Source organism: Peptostreptococcus faecalis (assembly GCF_900240845.1).
Lineage (GTDB): Bacteria > Bacillota > Clostridia > Peptostreptococcales > Peptostreptococcaceae > Peptostreptococcus > Peptostreptococcus faecalis.
Window position 1 is genome coordinate 664,402 of sequence record NZ_OERU01000001.1, and the last position, 18,041, is coordinate 682,442.

19 protein-coding genes are annotated in these 18,041 nt (G+C 30.8%); 18 read left to right on the plus strand and 1 reads right to left on the minus strand.

What is annotated here, in order from left to right:
• The first annotated feature begins 74 nt into the window (after positions 1 to 74).
• The 6 genes from ylxM (at position 75) to trmD (ending at position 3,737) form a co-directional block, all read left to right on the plus strand.
• Positions 75 to 434 (plus strand): YlxM family DNA-binding protein, encoded by a 360-nt coding sequence (gene ylxM, locus C0982_RS03085; protein ID WP_101772754.1) that lies wholly within the window; start codon positions 75 to 77, stop codon positions 432 to 434.
• Positions 434 to 1,792 carry a signal recognition particle protein gene (ffh, locus tag C0982_RS03090; protein WP_101772755.1) on the plus strand — a complete coding sequence of 453 codons (1,359 nt, stop codon included), beginning with the start codon at positions 434 to 436 and terminating at the stop codon, positions 1,790 to 1,792. Before ylxM ends, ffh begins: the two co-directional genes overlap by 1 nt.
• Positions 1,793 to 1,878: 86 nt before the next feature.
• Positions 1,879 to 2,151 (plus strand): 30S ribosomal protein S16, encoded by a 273-nt coding sequence (gene rpsP, locus C0982_RS03095; protein WP_101772756.1) that lies wholly within the window; start codon positions 1,879 to 1,881, stop codon positions 2,149 to 2,151.
• A 21-nt stretch (positions 2,152 to 2,172) separates the two neighbouring features.
• The gene (locus C0982_RS03100; RefSeq protein ID WP_101772757.1) at positions 2,173 to 2,406 is read left to right on the plus strand and encodes a KH domain-containing protein; all 234 of its coding nucleotides are present in this window, start codon (positions 2,173 to 2,175) and stop codon (positions 2,404 to 2,406) included.
• A 114-nt stretch (positions 2,407 to 2,520) separates the two neighbouring features.
• Positions 2,521 to 3,039 (plus strand): ribosome maturation factor RimM, encoded by a 519-nt coding sequence (gene rimM, locus C0982_RS03105; RefSeq protein ID WP_101773210.1) that lies wholly within the window; start codon positions 2,521 to 2,523, stop codon positions 3,037 to 3,039.
• Entirely contained in the window at positions 3,039 to 3,737 is a 699-nt protein-coding gene (trmD, locus tag C0982_RS03110) for a tRNA (guanosine(37)-N1)-methyltransferase TrmD (RefSeq protein ID WP_101772758.1), read from the plus strand. The genes rimM and trmD overlap by 1 nt, the downstream gene beginning before the upstream one ends.
• Before the next feature lie 54 nt (positions 3,738 to 3,791).
• Here the strand turns inward: trmD and tyrS are convergent, their stop codons facing one another.
• A complete protein-coding gene (gene tyrS, locus C0982_RS03115; protein ID WP_101772759.1) occupies positions 3,792 to 5,015 on the minus strand; it encodes a tyrosine--tRNA ligase in 1,224 nt (407 codons plus the stop codon).
• A gap of 316 nt (positions 5,016 to 5,331) precedes the next feature.
• Between tyrS and rplS the strand changes: the two genes are divergently transcribed.
• The 12 genes from rplS to C0982_RS03175 all read left to right on the plus strand — a co-directional run bounded on the left by rplS (position 5,332) and on the right by C0982_RS03175 (position 18,028).
• Entirely contained in the window at positions 5,332 to 5,685 is a 354-nt protein-coding gene (gene rplS / locus C0982_RS03120) for a 50S ribosomal protein L19 (protein WP_101772760.1), read from the plus strand.
• A gap of 95 nt (positions 5,686 to 5,780) precedes the next feature.
• On the plus strand, positions 5,781 to 6,719 hold the full coding sequence (gene ylqF, locus C0982_RS03125) for a ribosome biogenesis GTPase YlqF (RefSeq protein WP_180946850.1): 939 nt from the start codon (positions 5,781 to 5,783) through the stop codon (positions 6,717 to 6,719).
• Positions 6,720 to 6,933: 214 nt separating this feature from the next.
• Positions 6,934 to 8,097: an alanine racemase gene (gene alr, locus C0982_RS03130; protein WP_101772761.1), complete on the plus strand. Its 1,164-nt coding sequence runs from the start codon at positions 6,934 to 6,936 to the stop codon at positions 8,095 to 8,097.
• Positions 8,098 to 8,131: 34 nt separating this feature from the next.
• Positions 8,132 to 8,929: a ribonuclease HII gene (locus C0982_RS03135; protein ID WP_242961483.1), complete on the plus strand. Its 798-nt coding sequence runs from the start codon at positions 8,132 to 8,134 to the stop codon at positions 8,927 to 8,929.
• Positions 8,930 to 8,948: 19 nt separating this feature from the next.
• On the plus strand, positions 8,949 to 9,968 hold the full coding sequence (locus C0982_RS03140) for an alpha-hydroxy-acid oxidizing protein (RefSeq protein WP_101772762.1): 1,020 nt from the start codon (positions 8,949 to 8,951) through the stop codon (positions 9,966 to 9,968).
• A 12-nt stretch (positions 9,969 to 9,980) separates the two neighbouring features.
• Positions 9,981 to 10,349 (plus strand): VOC family protein, encoded by a 369-nt coding sequence (locus tag C0982_RS03145; protein ID WP_101772763.1) that lies wholly within the window; start codon positions 9,981 to 9,983, stop codon positions 10,347 to 10,349.
• A 137-nt stretch (positions 10,350 to 10,486) separates the two neighbouring features.
• The gene (locus C0982_RS03150) at positions 10,487 to 10,837 is read left to right on the plus strand and encodes a YraN family protein (RefSeq protein ID WP_101772764.1); all 351 of its coding nucleotides are present in this window, start codon (positions 10,487 to 10,489) and stop codon (positions 10,835 to 10,837) included.
• 16 nt (positions 10,838 to 10,853) lie between these two features.
• The gene (locus C0982_RS03155; RefSeq protein WP_101772765.1) at positions 10,854 to 12,449 is read left to right on the plus strand and encodes a YifB family Mg chelatase-like AAA ATPase; all 1,596 of its coding nucleotides are present in this window, start codon (positions 10,854 to 10,856) and stop codon (positions 12,447 to 12,449) included.
• Positions 12,450 to 12,453: 4 nt separating this feature from the next.
• The gene (dprA, locus tag C0982_RS03160; RefSeq protein WP_101772766.1) at positions 12,454 to 13,632 is read left to right on the plus strand and encodes a DNA-processing protein DprA; all 1,179 of its coding nucleotides are present in this window, start codon (positions 12,454 to 12,456) and stop codon (positions 13,630 to 13,632) included.
• Positions 13,633 to 13,648: 16 nt separating this feature from the next.
• On the plus strand, positions 13,649 to 15,721 hold the full coding sequence (gene topA, locus C0982_RS03165; protein WP_101772767.1) for a type I DNA topoisomerase: 2,073 nt from the start codon (positions 13,649 to 13,651) through the stop codon (positions 15,719 to 15,721).
• 186 nt (positions 15,722 to 15,907) lie between these two features.
• Positions 15,908 to 16,681, plus strand: coding sequence for a GTP-sensing pleiotropic transcriptional regulator CodY (gene codY / locus C0982_RS03170; protein ID WP_101772768.1), 774 nt, complete (start codon positions 15,908 to 15,910; stop codon positions 16,679 to 16,681).
• Positions 16,682 to 16,768: 87 nt separating this feature from the next.
• Positions 16,769 to 18,028 carry a replication-associated recombination protein A gene (locus C0982_RS03175; protein WP_101772769.1) on the plus strand — a complete coding sequence of 420 codons (1,260 nt, stop codon included), beginning with the start codon at positions 16,769 to 16,771 and terminating at the stop codon, positions 18,026 to 18,028.
• Positions 18,029 to 18,041: the final 13 nt, after the last annotated feature.

Sequence of the window (18,041 nt, forward strand, 5' to 3'; positions counted from 1 at the left end):
ACTTGACAATTTCAATATTATAGGTTAATATAATTCTTGTGTAAAGTTAAACACCCTTACAGAGAGGAGTAACTATGGATATAGAAAAGATGGTACAAATAGAAATATTATATTCACAGTATGCCTCATTGCTGACACCTAAGCAAAGAGAAATAGTGTCTATGTATTATGAAGAAGACTACTCACTAGGTGAAATAAGTCAGATATTAAATATTTCAAGACAGAGTGTTTATGATAGTTTAAAGAGATCTGAAAACTCTTTAAAAGAATATGAATCAAAGCTTGGAATCGTTGAAAAATTTAAAAATATTGAAAACATTGTGGACAAACTAGCTGAAAAACTTGAAGAGTTATCTGTGTACTTTGATAAAGATGATGCTGAAAACTCAACTCAGCTTAAAGTATTAATAGAAGAAATCAGGGAGTTGATATAATGATTTTTGAAGGATTGTCAGATAAATTACAAGATGCATTTGGTAAATTAAAGTCTAAGGGCAGATTGACTGAAGCAGATGTTAAAAATGCAATGAGAGAAGTAAAAATGGCGCTTCTTGAAGCTGATGTTAACTATAAAGTTGTAAAAGATTTTGTTAAAAAAATTCAAGAACGTTCTGTTGGAGAAGACGTAATGAAGAGCCTTACTCCAGCACAAACTGTAATAAAAATAGTAAATGAAGAGCTTACATCTCTTATGGGTGATGTTCAAAGCAATATTACATATGCTAGTCAACCACCTACAGTAATAATGATGGTAGGGCTTCAAGGTGCAGGTAAAACCACAACTTCAGGTAAATTAGGAGGATATCTAAAAAAACAAGGTAAATCTCCGTTATTAGTTGCATGTGACGTATATAGACCAGCAGCTATAAAGCAGTTGCAAGTTGTAGGCGAAAAGCTAGATATACCGGTATTTTCAATGGGAGATTCTGAATCTCCAGTAAATATAGCGAAAGCTTCTATAGAACATGCGAAGAAAAATTCTAATGATTTGGTGATTATAGATACAGCTGGTAGACTTCATGTAGATGAAATATTGATGCAAGAATTGAAAGATATAAGGTCTGAAGTTAGACCTCAAGAAATTTTGTTGGTTGTAGACTCTATGACAGGACAAGATGCTGTCAATGTATCGGAGAGCTTTAATGAAGCATTAGGTATAGACGGGGTAGTTCTTACAAAACTTGACGGTGATACACGAGGCGGAGCAGCACTTTCTATAAGAGCAGTCACTAAAAAGCCTATAAAATTTATAGGTATAGGAGAAAAATTAGATAATATTGAACCTTTTTATCCAGATAGGATGGCATCTAGAATTTTAGGTATGGGTGATGTATTGAGTCTAATAGAAAAAGCTCAAGATAGCATAGATATGGAAAAAGCAAAAGAGCTTGAAAAGAAAATGCGAAAAAATGAAATGGATTTTGAAGATTTTCTAACTCAGCTAGAGCAAGTTCAAAACTTAGGTCCACTTGATAAAATAATGGATATGGTACCTGGTATGGGTGATATAAAGTCCAAAATAGGAGATATAGACAAGAGTGGAAAAGAGTTAAATCGTAATAAAGCTATAATACAATCTATGACTCTTCAAGAACGAAGAAATCCGCAACTTTTAAATGGATCTAGAAAAAAGAGAATCGCAAAAGGAAGTGGAACGAGCGTTCAAGACGTAAATAAACTTATTAAACAGTTTAATGAGATGAAGAAAATGATGAAGATGTTTCAATCGGGTAACATGATGGGGAAAATGAAAAAAGGCGGTTTTCCAAAATTGCCAAAGCTTCCTTTCTAACGATTGAATCAAAATTAGTTAACAATTTCCTAAATAATAAAATGGGGATTTAATAAATATAAAAATATTTTTGGAGGTAACAAATAATGGCAGTTAAAATAAGATTAAGAAGAATGGGTGCACACAAGAAACCTTTTTACAGAGTAATAGTAGCAGATGCTAGATCACCAAGAAACGGTAGATTTATTGAAGAAATCGGATACTACAATCCACTTACTGAACCAAAGCAAGTAAAGATTGATGAAGAAAAAGCTCTTAAGTGGTTAGCTACAGGTGCACAGCCAACAGAAGTAGTTAAGAAGTTATTCGCTTCAAACGGAATCATTGAAAAATTTGAAGCTGTAAAAGAATCTAAGTAATCTTCTTTAGGAGATGATGATATGAAGGACCTAGTAGAGGGTATAGCTAAAGCTCTTGTTGACCATCCAGACAAAGTTGAAGTAGAAGAGATTGTCGATGGTAAAGATATTTTGCTTAAACTCAAAGTAGCTGATACAGAAATGGGAAAAGTTATCGGTAAAAAAGGTAGAATAGCAAAATCTATAAGAACAGTATTAAAATCAGTTTCTAACAAGAATAAAGTAAATGTAAGTTTAGAAATAGTTGAGGATTAGGCTTTGCCTAATCCTCTTATTTATGGTAAATTTATAGTGAAGAAATATATTAATAATAGTAAAAAATTTATAATCTATATAAAAAAAGAATTTACATATACAGAAAGGAATAAAATGGAAAAAAAACTGGAATATTTTAGGATTGGAAAAATAGTAAAAACAAGAGGCTTAAAGGGCGAGCTAAAAATCTATTCACATACAGATAATATGGATCGATTTAGAGAGTTGGATTGTTTTTACATAGGAGAGGACAGAGATACAAAGTATTATGTTGAAAAATCTAATATCATAAGCGGCAATATGGCGACGATAAAAATGAAAGGATTTGATACGATAGAGTCTGTTCAAGGATTTATACAAAAATTCATATATGTTGATAGAGGTCAAAGCTATGAATTAGATGAAGATGAAATGTTTATATCGGATATGTTAGGGATGAGTGTAGAAACTGAATCTGGAGAAAAAATAGGAACTTTGGTAGATGTTTTGCAGTATTCTGCAAATGATGTTTACGTTGTAAAATCTGAAAGCTCTAAGGAATATTTAATTCCAGCGACATATAGTATTGTTCCTGTAATTGATAAAGATAAAAACTTAATAATAGTAAAACCAATTCCAGGGTTGTTAGACTAATGAGAGTTAGTGTAATGACACTCTTTCCGGATATTATAAAGTCATATTTAGGAGAGAGTATAATGAAAAGAGCAATTGAAAATGGAATACTTGAAGTAGATGTGTATAATATAAGAGATTTTACAGAAAACAAGCATAAAAAAGTAGATGACTATCCTTATGGAGGTGGAGCAGGTATGGTAATGACACCTCAACCAATCTACTCAACATATAAGCATATTATCGAAAAAAATAATATAAAAGACCCAAGGGTTATATATTTATCGCCTAAAGGAAGTGTTTTTAATCAATCAAAAGCTAAAGAGTTGTCTTTAAGTGAAGATATTATATTGTTATGTGGCCATTATGAAGGAATAGATGAGAGAATAATTGATATGATAGTCACAGATGAAATATCTATAGGTGACTATGTACTAACTGGAGGAGAGTTGCCTGCACTTGTACTTATCGACTCTATATCAAGATTGATTCCCGGTGTTTTAAATAAAACAGAAAGCTTTGAAGATGAAACTTTTGAAAATAATCTTTTGGAATATCCTCAGTATACTAGACCTAGAGTATTTGAAGATAGAGAAGTACCAGAGGTTATTTTATCGGGGCATCATAAAAACGTAGAAAAGTGGCGTATAGAAAAATCAGAAAAACTTACGAAAATTAGAAGACCAGATTTATGGAAAAAATATAAAGAAAATAAATAGTGCTTGGCTAATATTAGCCAAGCACTATTTATTTTAAGTTATATTCGAATGTTATTATTTTGAAGTTACCTTCAAGTATGTTTTCTTTCCTTTTCTGATTACTATTCCATCTTTAAGTGATTCGCCAGTAATTTCAAGTGAAAGGTCGTTAATGTTTTCGTTGTCAATATATAGTCCACCTTGTTGTATTACCCTTCTAGCTTCACTTCTTGAAGGAGTTAAACCAGATTCAACCATAAGGCTAATAACGTCAATTTTTCCATCAACTAATTTATCAGAATCGATCTGAGCTGTTGGTATATTAGAATCATCTGCTCCGTCAGAAAATAATGCTAGTGAGGCTTCTCTTGCCTTTTCTGCATTTTCTGAACCGTGAACTAATGTAGTCAGCTCTAATGCTAGTATTTCTTTAGCTTTATTTAACTCAGCTCCTTGCCAAGTACTCATTTTTTCTATTTCATCTAACGGAATAAAAGTCAGCATCTTAATACACTTTAAAACATCATCGTCTGCTATATTTCTCCAGTATTGGTAAAATTCAAAAGGAGAAGTTTTATTTGGATCTAGCCAAACTGCACCATTTGCTGTTTTACCCATTTTATTTCCTTCTGAGTTAAGAAGTAGTGTGATAGTCATTGCGTAGGCATCTTTACCTAATTTTTTTCTAATTAGTTCAGTTCCTCCTAACATATTTGACCATTGATCATTTCCGCCAAACTGCATATTACAATTATAGTTTTTGTATAGGTGATAGAAGTCGTATGATTGCATTATCATGTAGTTAAATTCAAGGAAAGATAGGCCTTTTTCATATCTTTGTTTGTAGCATTCAGCTCTTAGCATATTATTTACTGAAAAATAAGGTCCAACCTCTCTTAGCATTTCTACATAATTTAAGTCTAGTAGCCAATCTGCATTATTTACCATTATGGCTTTTCCTTCTCCAAATTCGATAAATCTGGACATTTGAACTTTAAACTTTTCACAGTTGTGCTGTATTGTTTCAGGAGTCATCATATTACGCATATCTGTACGACCTGATGGATCTCCTACATAACCAGTTCCTCCACCAACAAGTACCACTGGCGTATTTCCAGCTTCCTGAAGTCTTTTCATAAGGCAAAGTGCCATAAAGTGACCTACATGAAGTGAGTCAGCAGTAGGGTCGAAACCGATATAAAAAGTAGCCTTCCCTTCGTTTAATAGTTCTTTAATTTCTTCTTCGTCTGTAACTTGTGCGATTAATCCACGTGCGACAAGTTCTTCGTAAATTCCCATTTCTACACCTCTTTCAATACAAAAAAATTATAAACATTTTCTACCTTATTGATATAAAATAATAAACACAATTTATTATAAAAAAAAAACATTAATGCGCGGAAGCAAATGTTTATATTAGTCCTTATTATACACTAGATGAGTTATATTGTAAAGAAAAAAAACGGTTTTTTAAAGAAGAATTATCATATTAAAATCATTTAAAACACTTGACATAGCAGCAATATAAGTGTATACTAGAGAAGTTATTTAGTACGGGCGTACCTCTTTTACAAAGGTCAAGTATTTATGTACGTCTATGATTTAGGAGGAAGAAATGAACGAATTAATTAAAGCTATTGAAGCTGAACAAGTAAAGAATGAAGTCCCAAATTTTGGACCAGGGGACACAGTAAGAGTACACGTTAAGATTATCGAAGGTAAGAGAGAAAGAATCCAGGTATTCGAAGGTGTAGTAATCAAAAGACAAGGTGGAGGAATAAGAGAAACATTTACTGTTAGAAAGATATCTTTCGGAGTAGGTGTTGAAAGAACTTTCCCAGTTCATTCACCAAAAGTTGACAAGATTGAAGTTAAGAGATTTGGTAAAGTTAGAAGAGCTAAGATCAACTATCTTAGAGATAGAGTTGGTAAAGCTGCCAAGATTAAAGAAGCTAAGGGTAAGAGATAAATATACCTATAAGCACCATATTATAAAAAAGGATGTCTTCAAGGACATCCTTTTTTATAAAAAGAATTGATTTTTTTGATTTTGAAGTTATTTATATGGATAAATTAAAAAAGAAAGGAAGTGACGAAGTGAGTTATAATGACGATTATTTGAGTAATGATAATTTAAATATAAACTGGTATCCAGGGCATATGAAAAAAACAAAAGAACTAGTGCAAAATAACTTGAAACTTGTTGATGTAGTAATAGAGTTATTAGATGCGCGAATTCCTTTGAGTAGTAAAAATCCAGATATTGATAAATTAGTAGGCTCGAAGCCTAGAATAGTATTGTTAAACAAATCAGATTTATGTAAAAAAGAAGATTTAGATGAATGGGTACAGTATTATCTAAATCTTGGTATAAAAGCAATTCCAATAAATGCAATGAATGGAAATGGAATAAATAAAGTTATTTCTGAGTGTAGAGAAGTCAGTAAAGAAACTATGGAAAAGTTTATACAAAAGGGAAGAAAGGCTAGAGCAATAAGAATAATGATAGTAGGAGTTCCTAATGTTGGAAAGTCTTCTTTAATAAATAAGCTTTCAGGTAAAAAAAGCACTCAAACTGGAGATAGACCAGGAATAACAAAAGGAAAACAATGGGTGAAGATAAAAGGAGACATGGAACTTTTAGATACACCAGGAATATTGTGGCCTAAATTTGATAATCAGGAAGTGGCGGTAAATCTTGCATTTACTAGGGCTATAAAAGATGAAATATTGGATATTGAAACACTTGGTTTAAAATTAATAGAAAGAATAAGTGATTTAGCACCAGAAGATTTAATTAAGAGGTATAAAATAGATGAAGTAGGACCTCAGCCAATAGATACTATGGAAGCAATAGGTAAAAAAAGAGGTTTTTTAGTAGGTAAAAATGAATTAGATTATACAAGAATTGCCCTTACAGTTTTAAACGAATTTAGAGAAGGCAAAATAGGAAATATAACTTTGGAAAAACCAAGCAATATTTCTGAAAACTTAGAAAAATAATTTGTTTATCAATTATATATTTAAAAGAAAGCTCACTTTAATTAGTGGACTTTTTTTTTGAATAATCTAATAATATGACTTTATTTATAAAGCGAATACTGTGTTTTATAGCAATTAATAAAAATTTAATTAATTGACTTTATTTATAATAAAAAATATAATTATAATTAGAACTATATTTTAGTTTAAAAAAATAATTTTTTGGAGGTAAAAAATGGAAAAATTAATTAAAACATCAAATTGGATTGAAATAAATTTGGATAATCTTGAATATAATTTCAAGGGTATAAAAAAAAGGCTTCCAGAAGGAACTAAAATATGTATGGTTGTTAAGTCTAATGCTTATGGACACGGAGCTGTAGAATTATCTAGAATATATGAAGAATATGGTGCGGATTATTTAGCGGTTGCTAGAGTCAAAGAGGCTTTGGAATTAAGAAACAATGGAATAAAATTACCTATTTTAAATTTAGGATATACTTCTCCAATAGCAGTTGAAGAGTCTATAAAACAAAATGTATCAATGACAATATTTGATTATGAATTCGCAAAAGAAATTAGTGAAAAGGCTAAATCTTTAGGTATGGACGCAAAAGTTCATATAAAGTTAGATACAGGTATGTCAAGGCTAGGATATGTAGTATCAAATGATAATATTGAAGATATAGCTCAAGAAATTAAAAAAATTGGGGAGCTAGAAAATATAACTGTAGAAGGTATATATACACATTTTGCTACAGCAGATGCTGAAAATAAGGAATTTGAAAATCTTCAAATGAGTAGATTTTCGGATGTTTTAGGAGAGCTAGAAAAATTGAATATTTTACCTAAATATAGACATTGTTCCAATAGTGCTGAAATATTGGATGAAGAAGAGCGATATAATATGGTAAGACCTGGAATAATACAATATGGAGTATATCCTTCTGATGAAGTAAAGCATACAATAGATTTAAAACCAGTAATGGTATTTAAAGCAAAGGTTACAAATGTAAAAATTGTTCAGCCTGGGACTTCTATTAGTTACGGAAGAACATATTTTACTACAGTTGTAGAAAAAATAGCAACAATAGCAATTGGATATACAGACGGATTCTTGAGAGGAAGAAAAAATCCATATGTTTATATTAAAGGTGTGAAGTGCCCTGTTGTTGGAAGAATATGTATGGATCAAACTATGGTTAGAGTTCCTATGGATTTAGATGTTAATATAGATGATGATGTGACAATATTCGGGGATGAAAACGTATCAGTAGATGATGTTGCCATAGAATGTGATACAATATCACATGAGGTAATGTGTAAAATTGGTAGAAGAGTTGAAAGAATATATATTAAAAACGGTGAGATAATAAATGCAGTAAGCTATTTAAGATAGTTATAAATTAGCTGTGCATAAAATGGAGTAGATAATGATACATAAGTATAGTGATAGCGAAATATTGAGCATGAAAATTAATAAAATAAAAGAGATTTTAGAAAAGATTCCAAGTAGTCAATATCCTGAACTAATTGAATTATTAAAAAAAGATGAAAGAAAATCTATTTTAAATATAGTTAAAAGACTTCAAAAAAAGATGGATTATATAGAAAGCGAAAAAATGCGTATGAAAAAAATCAATCTATATGAAGAAGAAGCTTATAAAAATGGATTTATGTATATAGGAGGCGTTGATGAGGTAGGAAGAGGACCTCTCGCGGGTCCTGTAGTAGCAGCAGTAGTAATTCTAAAAAGAGGTACCGAAATAATTGGAATTGATGATTCTAAAAAATTGTCAGCATCTAAAAGAGAGAGCATTTATTCTGAAATTTTGGAAAATGCAATCGACTATGGAATAGGAATTGCTGATAATAGAGAAATTGATAAGTATAACATTTTAAATGCAACATATATTGCTATGAAAAGGGCAATTGAAAATCTTAAACAAAAGCCAGAAATATTATTAAATGATGCAGTAAAAATACCTGGTATTGATATAGATCAGGTTCCTATAATAAAAGGGGATTCAAAGTCGATATCTATAGCAGCTGCAAGTATTATTGCAAAAGTAACTAGAGATAAGATGATGTGTGAATACGAAGAAGAATTTCCAGGATATGGGTTTTCATCGAATAAAGGCTATGGAACTAAAGAGCACTATGAAGGGCTAAATAAGATTGGAAAAACATCAATACATCGCGATAGTTTTTTGAAAAATTTAAATATATAACCGAGGGGGGAGTAGTTCTATGAATTACGAAGAGGTATTAGCTTCTGCTAGAAAAAAATTTAACGGTTCATGCCGTGTATGCAAGGTATGTGATGGATATGTCTGTCGTGGAGAAGTTCCTGGAATGGGTGGAAAAGGTACAGGAAATTCTTTTATTGAAAATGTAAAAGCGCTTGATGAAATAAAAATAAATATGAGGACAATACATAATGTTGATTCTCCAGATACTTCAGTTGAATTATTTGGAGAAAAGTTAGACATTCCAATTATGGCAGCTCCAATTACAGGAACTACGTTAAATATGGGCGGACAGGTGAGTGAAAAAGAATACATACAACCAGTAATTGCAGGTTGCAAAAATAAAAATACTTATGCAATGGTTGGAGATACTGCTATACCACAATTTTTAATGGATAATTTAGAAGTTATAAAAGATTACGATGGAAGAGGAATTGTATTTATAAAGCCGTGGGAAAATAAAAATATAATTGAAAAGATAAAGCTCGCAGAAAAAGCAGGCGCAAAAGCTGTAGGTGTTGATATAGATGCATGTGGACTAATCACTTTAAACATACATGGAACTCCAGTAAAGGCTAAGAGTATTAAAGAAATAGAAGAATTGGTAAAAAGCACAAAATTACCATTCATACTAAAGGGAATAATGACACCTGATGAAGCAAAATTAGCTGTAGAAGCAGGTGTATATGCTATAGTAGTATCAAACCATGGTGGAAGAGTACAAGACCATACTCCAGGAACAGCGAGTGTTTTACCTGATATTGCAAAGGCTGTAAATAAAAAAATCAAAGTATTTGTAGATGGTGGAATAAGAACCGGAGTAGATGTTTTAAAAATGCTTGCACTAGGTGCAGATGCCTGCTTAATTGGAAGACCTTTCGTAACTGCTTCGTTTGGAGGAGAGATAGAGGGGGTAGAATTATATTTAGATAAATTAAAATCTGAATTAGAAGGATCAATGATACTTACAGGATGTAAAAATTTAGATTCTATAACAGAAAATATAATATATAAAAAATAGAAAGGATATACTATGAAATTTGCACATTTTAATTTTAATGTATTGGATTTAGAAAAAAGTTTAAAATTTTATAAAGATGCTTTGGGACTTGTCCCTGTTAGGGAAAAGTTGGCTGATGATGGTAGCTTTAAGCTAGTTTATTTAGGAGATGGAAAAAGTGATTTCACGTTAGAATTGACTTGGTTGAGAGATAGAACTGAGCCATACAATCTAGGAGAATGTGAGTTTCATTTAGCACTTACAACAGAAAACTACGACGAAGCATTTAAGAAACATACCGAAATGAATGCAGTTGTATACAATAATGAATCAATGGGAGTGTATTTTATAGCAGATCCAGATGGATATTGGATTGAGATACTTCCAGAAAAAATGAGATAAAATTAACCAAATAAAAAAGAACCTATATCAAAAATTGATACAGGTTCTTTTTTATTTGGTTAATTATTAATTATAAATGTCTACTATCATATAGTTAATAATTATATTTTATCAGTTGAACATTCGGAGGTGTAAATATGAATTCTCATGATATAGGAAAAATAGGAGAAGATGCAGTTGCTATATATATAGATAAAATTGGTTGTAGCATAATAAAGAGAAATTTTAGGACAAGAAACGGGGAAATAGATGTTATTTTTCGAGATGGAGATATAGTTGTTTTTGGAGAAGTAAAAACGAGAAGAAGTAATTCATATGGAATGCCTTGTGAATCAGTTGATTTAAAAAAAAGGAATAAAATTATAAACGTTGCTAGACAATTTTTTTCTGTTCTAGGTTATAGCAGTCAAAAAATAAGGTTTGATGTATTTGAAGTATATTTTAATGAAAAAAAGATAAGGCATATTAAAAATGCATATTCATTATAAATAGGGAGGTGTAGCTTTGGTAAGTAGAGTTATGTCTGGGATTATTGAAGGCGTAAGTGGAATTTTAATAGATATTGAAATAGACATATCAAAAGGAATGCCATATTTTACAATAGTTGGACTTGCGGGCGCTGAAGTTCGAGAATCAAAAGAAAGAGTGCGCTCATCTATTATTAATAGCGGATTTGAATTTCCACTAAATAGAATAGTAGTTAATTTATCTCCTGCTGATTTGAAAAAAGATGCATCGTACTTAGATTTAGGCATATGCATAGGGATCCTTAGAAGCCATATAAAAAAAGACGATGAATATTTAGCTAGTAGTGCATTTTTAGGAGAATTATCACTTGAAGGTAATATAAAAAATATGAAAGGAATACTATCTATAGCAATGTCTTTATCAGAGCTAGGTATTAAGAGGATGTTTGTTCCTGAAATAAATTACTTAGAATGCTCTAATATAAAAAACATAGAAGTGATTCCAGTAACTTCTGTTAAAGATTGTATAAAGATTTTAAATTTAAATCGAGAAAAAGCAAAAGAAGAAATTCTTAAAAGAGTAAGTAAATTAAAAGATATAAAAAAATTAAAAATATCTATAAAAAAACAACATGATAGTGGAATTGAAAAAGGTAAATCTATTATAGATGATGATTTTAAATATATAAAAGGAAATAACTATGCTAAAAGATCTGCTAAGATTGCAGCAGCAGGAGGTCATAACTTGCTGTTAATAGGGCCTCCAGGAACGGGTAAAACTATGATAGCAAAGGCAATAAAGGGGATATTACCAGAGTTAAATGATGAAGAAAGCATTCAAATTACTAAAATATATAGCGTTATAGGTAAGTTGAATTATGAAAAGGGGCTTATAAAAGAAAGACCATTTAGACAACCTCACCATACTACAACAAAGATATCTATGATTGGAGGAGGAGCAAAGGCTACATTGGGAGAGATTACTCTAGCACATAAAGGAGTTTTATTTTTAGATGAAGTAGCGGAATTTAAAAAAGATATATTAGACAGTCTAAGGCAACCTATGGAAGATGGTTTTATAAATGTTTCAAGATTAAATAGAAATATCACATATCCTTCTGAATTTATGATGGTAGCTACAATGAATCCATGTCCCTGTGGGTATTATAACAGCAGCAAAACATGTGTGTGTAGAGAAACAGATATAGAAAGATATAGAAAGAAAATATCAGGGCCTATATTAGATAGAATAGATTTATTTTGTGAGATTGGTGAAGTCAAATATTCGGAAATTGAAGGAAATAAAAAAGAAGAGGAAGCATCAGAAAATATTTTATCTGAAGTCGAAAATGCAAGAAACATACAAAAAATTAGATTTAAAGGAAATAATATATATACAAATTCTCAAATGAAATCAGATTTGATTTTTCAATATTGTAAAATGACTAAAGAAGGAGAGCAAGCAATAAGATTGATTTATGACAAATATAAGCTCAGCAATAGAAGCTATTCAAGATTATTAAAGGTTGCTAGAACTATAGCTGATATGGACGGGAATGAAGAAATTTCTGAAAGAAATATAATAGAAGCTTTTTCTTTTAGAAAGGCATATTATAAATATTTTATGAGGTAAAAAAATGAACAAAGATTTTTATATATGGGCAAACTTAGTGGCAGAAATAACACCTATTGAAATGAAAAAAATCAGAAATAAATACTCGAATTATAAAGAACAAGAATCAGTAAATATAGCAAATAAAATAAAGGGAGATTTAGATTTAGAAAAAAGAACAATTACCAAAATCAGAAATAATTTTTTTTGCCAAGAAAGTATAAATAATTTAAAAAAAGAGATGAAAGATAGATGCATAAAATACATAACAATAGAAGATAAAGAGTATCCAGAATTGTTAAAGATGATATATGATCCTCCTTATATACTATATTATATAGGCAATATTGAAACTTTAAAAAGCGAGATGATAATAGCAATAGTTGGCTCAAGGAAGGTAACTGAATATGGAAGACATGCAACGAGAATTTTTTCAAAGAGTTTAGCTTCAAAAGGAGTAGTAATTATAAGTGGTATGGCAAAAGGAGTAGATTCGCTTGCTCATATACACTGTATGGAAGAGGGAACACCAACAATTGCCGTCCTTGGCACTGCAATTGATAAGATATATCCAAAAAGTAATATAAAGTTAGTGAATGAAATCGTTGAGAAAGGTGGCGTTGTGATATCTGAGCACGGAATAGATAAGATAACCCAGCCATACCATTTTGCAATGAGAAATAGAATAATAAGTGGAATTAGCAAGGGAGTAATAGTAACTGAAGCAGAAGAAAAAAGTGGGGCTCTAATTACGGTGGATTGTGCATTACAGCAGAATAGAAATGTGTACTCAGTTCCAGGCAGTATTTTTTCTAGCATGAGTAGAGGATGCAATAACATAATAAACCAAGGTGCCAAACCAGTACAAAATATTGATGATATAATAGAAGAATTTAGTGAATATTTTTATCAAAAAGAAAAGATATATAAAAATAATAATAACGAATTTTGTAAAAAGACTGGAAATAGTGGAGGTAGTTGTGATAATATATTCCTTGATGATAATAAGGACATAAATCTTTTAAGTGAAGAGGGCATGATTCTAAAGATATTATCGTCAAAGGGTGCCTTAAATATTGATCAAATATCATTAATAAGTGGATTTGAAATTAAAGATGTAATCTACTATATTGGTAAGTTAAATATGATGGATCTAATTTTAGATCTTGGAAGTAATACCTATGCACCCAATACATCAAAGTAATTGGAGGTGTTGTTTTGTGCCAAAGGCTTTAGTAATAGTGGAGTCTCCAGCAAAAGCTAAAACAATAGAAAAATTTCTTGGAAAAAGTCACTACGTAGTCAAAGCTTCAATAGGTCATATAAGAGATTTACCTAAAAGCAGACTAGCTGTCGATATAGATAATAACTTTGAACCTGAATATATCAATATCAGGGGTAAGGGCGATGTAATAAAGGATTTAAAAAAGGAAGCAAAAAAAGCTACCAAAGTATTCCTAGCAACTGACCCCGACAGAGAAGGAGAGGCAATTTCTTGGCATCTTTCGTATATTTTAGGAATAGATGAAGATTCAGACTGTAGAATAGAATTTAATGAAATAACAAAAGACACGATTAAAAAGGCTATTAAACATCCTAGAAAAATCAATCATGATTTAGTAGATGCGCAGCAGGCAAGACGAGTTTTAGATAGATTACTCGGATATCAAATAAGTCCTATATTATGGCAAAAAATAAGAAGAGGTCTGAGCGCAGGTAGAGTTCAATCTGTTACAACAAAAATAATATGTGATAGAGAAGATGAAATTGAAGCATTTGTTCCGCAAGAGTATTGGACGTTGAATTTAATTTCGAAGACGAACGATGGAGATATAGACTTTTCTTTTTTTGGAGAAAATGGTAAGAAGATTGATCTGAAAGATGAAAATCAAGTAAATGAAATAGTTGAAAAAATAAAAAATAAGAAAATAAAAGCAGATAAAATTGACGTTAAAACTAGAAAGAGATCCCCGGTAAAACCCTTTACAACATCTAATATGCAACAGGAAGCTGCAAATAGATTGGGATTTACTACAAAGAAGACTATGAAGATAGCACAAGAATTATACGAAGGAATCAATATTTCTGGAGAAGGAACTGAAGGTTTGATTTCATATATTAGAACAGATTCTAAGAGAATATCTGATGAAGCTAAATTTGCAGCAAAAGATTTTATACTTGAGTCGTATGGTGATGAATACTATCCAAAATCTTCAGTGAAAAAGAAAGAAAAGACTTCAAAAGGATCACAAGATGCTCATGAGGCTGTTAGACCCACTTCATCATCTAGAACTCCAGATAGTATTAAAGATTCACTTACAAAAGATCAGTATAAATTGTATAACTTGATTTGGAGGCGTTTTATAGCAAGTCAAATGTCAGATGCAATTTACGAAAACTTGACTATAGAAGCTAGCATAGATAATTATACTTTTAAAGCTACAGGATCTAAAAGAATATTTGATGGATATACTAAGGTATATAATTTTTCTGATAGAGAAGATAAACTACTACCTAGTATAGAAGTAGGGGATTCATTCTTAGTTGAAAATATAAATCCAGTTCAGCACTTTACGCAACCACCAGCTAGATATACTGAAGCTAGTTTAGTAAAGACTCTTGAAGAATTGGGAATAGGTAGACCGTCTACTTATGCTCCTACAATTGGAACAATTTTAGCGAGAGAATATGTAGAAAAAGATGGTGCATCTTTAAAGCCTACTGAACTTGGTAAAGTTGTAACTGAAATATTAGAAGAGAATTTTGAAATGCTGACTGATGTTGATTTTACTGCTTTGATGGAAAGTAAACTCGATTTGATAGCAGAAGGTAAATTTCCTTGGAAACAGGCAGTTTCAGAAGCATATAAACCATTGGAGTCATCAATAAAAGAGGCTATAGAGAACATAGAAAAAATTAATATGGATATTGAAACAGATGAAATCTGTGAAACTTGCGGTGAAAATATGGTCATAAAGCATGGTAGATTTGGTAAATTTATGGCTTGTAAGAATTATCCAGAATGTAAAACTACAAAACCAATAGTTACAAAAATTGGAGTAAAATGTCCAAAATGTCATGATGGGGATGTAATAGTTAGAAAACAAAAAAACGGAAGAATTTTTTATGGATGCAGTAATTATCCAGAGTGCGATTTTGTTGAATGGAAAAAACCAACAGGGGAAACATGTAAGGAATGTGGTTCATATATGGTAGAAAAAGTCACAAAAAAAGAAACAAAAAGTGTCTGTTCTGAAAAAAATTGCGTAACTAATGAAAAAAGTGGTAAATAAAAAGAAGAATAGTTTTTTTGAAATAGAAATAATTTAGAAAATTAAAAAAATTATGAAAAAAACCTTGAAAAAAAAATATAGTTGTGGTAATCTTTCCTTGTATGTTATTATTAGAAAAGTGTATATTTTATTACAATTCAGAATTTTCAGGAAAGAATAATAACTTAATAAAAGGGAGGCAAAAAAATGGATTCAAATTTATTATCAAAAACTAGGCATATAAATAAAACTCTACAATCTGCGGCGGGGACATCTGTTTCATTTGCCCAGTTTTCAAATGTACTAGGCGGTGTCCTAGCATCAAATGTTTATGTTGTAAGAACACGTGGAAAAGTATTGGGGTATCACTTAGAAAATCCTGAAGATAGCTCGCTTCTAATGGATGAAGAAAATGATGCAGCTATGTTCCCACAAGAATATACAGATAACATATTGAGAATTTATGAAACAAGAGAAAACATATCAGGTGAAGAAATACTTAAAATATTCCCTCACGAACAGGAAAGACTTAATAAATTTACTACAGTTGTACCTATTTTAGGTAGTGGTGAAAGACTAGGAACTTTAATAATCACTAGACCTGATAAGCCATACACTGATGATGATATAGTTGTGGCAGAATATTCGGCAACTGTAATTGGGCTTGAAATAATGAGAGCGATAAGCGAAGAAATGGAAGAAGAAATGAGAAAGAAAGCTGTTATTCAAATGGCTATTGGAACATTATCTTATTCTGAACTAGAAGCTATCGAACATATATTTAATGAACTTGGTGGAGACGAAGGTTTATTAGTTGCAAGTAAAATAGCTGATAAAGTAGGTATAACACGTTCAGTAATTGTTAATGCTCTAAGAAAGTTTGAAAGTGCCGGAGTAATAGAATCTAGATCTTTAGGAATGAAGGGAACACATATAAAGATATTAAATGATAAATTACTAGAAGAGCTAAAAATAAAGTAAATTCTACCGTAATAAAATTCGATTATAAACTTTTTAATATGGACTGCTAAATTGCAGTCCATATTTTGATATAGAAAGGAGAATGCCATGCCTTTAGCTGATAAATTAAGACCTAAAAAAATTGAAGATGTAGTCGGACAAAGTCATATAATTGGAAAAGACAGAGTAATAAACAATATGCTTTCTAAAAAATATTTTCCTAATATGATTTTTTATGGACCACCTGGTGTGGGAAAAACATCAGTGGCTGAAATAATTTCAAAGGCTGCTGATAAGCAAATATTTAAAATAAATGCTACAAATTCATCACTTGAAGATATCAAAAATATTACAAAAGAAATAGGTAAACTGGAATCAAAAAATGGTATACTACTATATATAGATGAGATACAAAGTTTTAATAAAAAGCAACAACAATCTATACTTGAATTTATAGAAACTGGAGAAATCACTTTAATCGCAAGTACTGCTGAAAATCCATATAGATATGTGTACAGTGCGATTTTAAGCAGAAGCATAACGATAGAATTTAAATCACTTAGCAAGGAAGAAATTATAGAGGGACTAAAAAATGCAATTACTCGATACAATGAAGATAGTTTTGCAAAACTAATGGCAACAGAGGAGTCTCTAGAGTCTATAGCAAGTGCCTCCAATGGAGATATGAGATCGGCAATAAATATTTTAGAACTATCTATAAATGAATCTAAATTTGATAGAGATGGAAATCTTAGGGTAGATAAAGATGTAATATCTAATTTAAATTTAGCTACAGCATATCTATTTGATATGGATGGTGATGTTCACTATAATTTATTGAGTGCATTTCAAAAGTCAATTAGAGGAAGTGACCCAGATGCTTCAATATATTATCTCGCCAGGTTGATAAAAGGAGGAGATTTAATTAGCATTTGCAGAAGATTGCTTGTAATTGCATCTGAAGATATAGGGCTAGCATATCCCAATGCAGTAACAATAGTTAAGGCTTGTGTAGATAGTGCAAATCAACTCGGATTTCCCGAGGCAAGGATACCTTTAGCTCAAGCAACTATTTTATTAGCAACTTCACCAAAATCAAATTCGGCATATTTAGCAATAAATGCTGCGATTGAAAGTATTGATAAAGTTGTTCAAGATGATATCCCAAGCTATCTAAAGGATATGAACTACAGAAAATTAGATGAAAGTGAAAACAACACTTATAAATATCCGCATAATTATGAAAATCACTATGTTGAACAGCGATACTTACCAGATAATATATCGAATATGAAATACTATAACCCGCAAAATAACAAATTTGAGAAAAGCTTAGATGAATATCTCAAAAAATTAAAAGAAAAATAAAATACTAGAAAGA

What these genes read in the sequence shown, in the direction of transcription:
- C0982_RS03135 (WP_242961483.1), top strand. Translation starts at nt 8,132, where the DNA reads ATGATACATAAGTATAGTGATAGCGAAATATTGAGCATGAAAATTAAT.
- ylxM (WP_101772754.1), top strand. Translation starts at nt 75, where the DNA reads ATGGATATAGAAAAGATGGTACAAATAGAAATATTATATTCACAGTAT.
- ffh (WP_101772755.1), top strand. Translation starts at nt 434, where the DNA reads ATGATTTTTGAAGGATTGTCAGATAAATTACAAGATGCATTTGGTAAA.
- C0982_RS03145 (WP_101772763.1), top strand. Translation starts at nt 9,981, where the DNA reads ATGAAATTTGCACATTTTAATTTTAATGTATTGGATTTAGAAAAAAGT.
- rimM (WP_101773210.1), top strand. Translation starts at nt 2,521, where the DNA reads ATGGAAAAAAAACTGGAATATTTTAGGATTGGAAAAATAGTAAAAACA.
- C0982_RS03140 (WP_101772762.1), top strand. Translation starts at nt 8,949, where the DNA reads ATGAATTACGAAGAGGTATTAGCTTCTGCTAGAAAAAAATTTAACGGT.
- C0982_RS03150 (WP_101772764.1), top strand. Translation starts at nt 10,487, where the DNA reads ATGAATTCTCATGATATAGGAAAAATAGGAGAAGATGCAGTTGCTATA.
- rplS (WP_101772760.1), top strand. Translation starts at nt 5,332, where the DNA reads ATGAACGAATTAATTAAAGCTATTGAAGCTGAACAAGTAAAGAATGAA.
- trmD (WP_101772758.1), top strand. Translation starts at nt 3,039, where the DNA reads ATGAGAGTTAGTGTAATGACACTCTTTCCGGATATTATAAAGTCATAT.
- C0982_RS03175 (WP_101772769.1), top strand. Translation starts at nt 16,769, where the DNA reads ATGCCTTTAGCTGATAAATTAAGACCTAAAAAAATTGAAGATGTAGTC.
- ylqF (WP_180946850.1), top strand. Translation starts at nt 5,781, where the DNA reads ATGGATAAATTAAAAAAGAAAGGAAGTGACGAAGTGAGTTATAATGAC.
- tyrS (WP_101772759.1), bottom strand. Translation starts at nt 5,015, where the DNA reads ATGGGAATTTACGAAGAACTTGTCGCACGTGGATTAATCGCACAAGTT.
- C0982_RS03100 (WP_101772757.1), top strand. Translation starts at nt 2,173, where the DNA reads ATGAAGGACCTAGTAGAGGGTATAGCTAAAGCTCTTGTTGACCATCCA.
- dprA (WP_101772766.1), top strand. Translation starts at nt 12,454, where the DNA reads ATGAACAAAGATTTTTATATATGGGCAAACTTAGTGGCAGAAATAACA.
- alr (WP_101772761.1), top strand. Translation starts at nt 6,934, where the DNA reads ATGGAAAAATTAATTAAAACATCAAATTGGATTGAAATAAATTTGGAT.
- rpsP (WP_101772756.1), top strand. Translation starts at nt 1,879, where the DNA reads ATGGCAGTTAAAATAAGATTAAGAAGAATGGGTGCACACAAGAAACCT.
- codY (WP_101772768.1), top strand. Translation starts at nt 15,908, where the DNA reads ATGGATTCAAATTTATTATCAAAAACTAGGCATATAAATAAAACTCTA.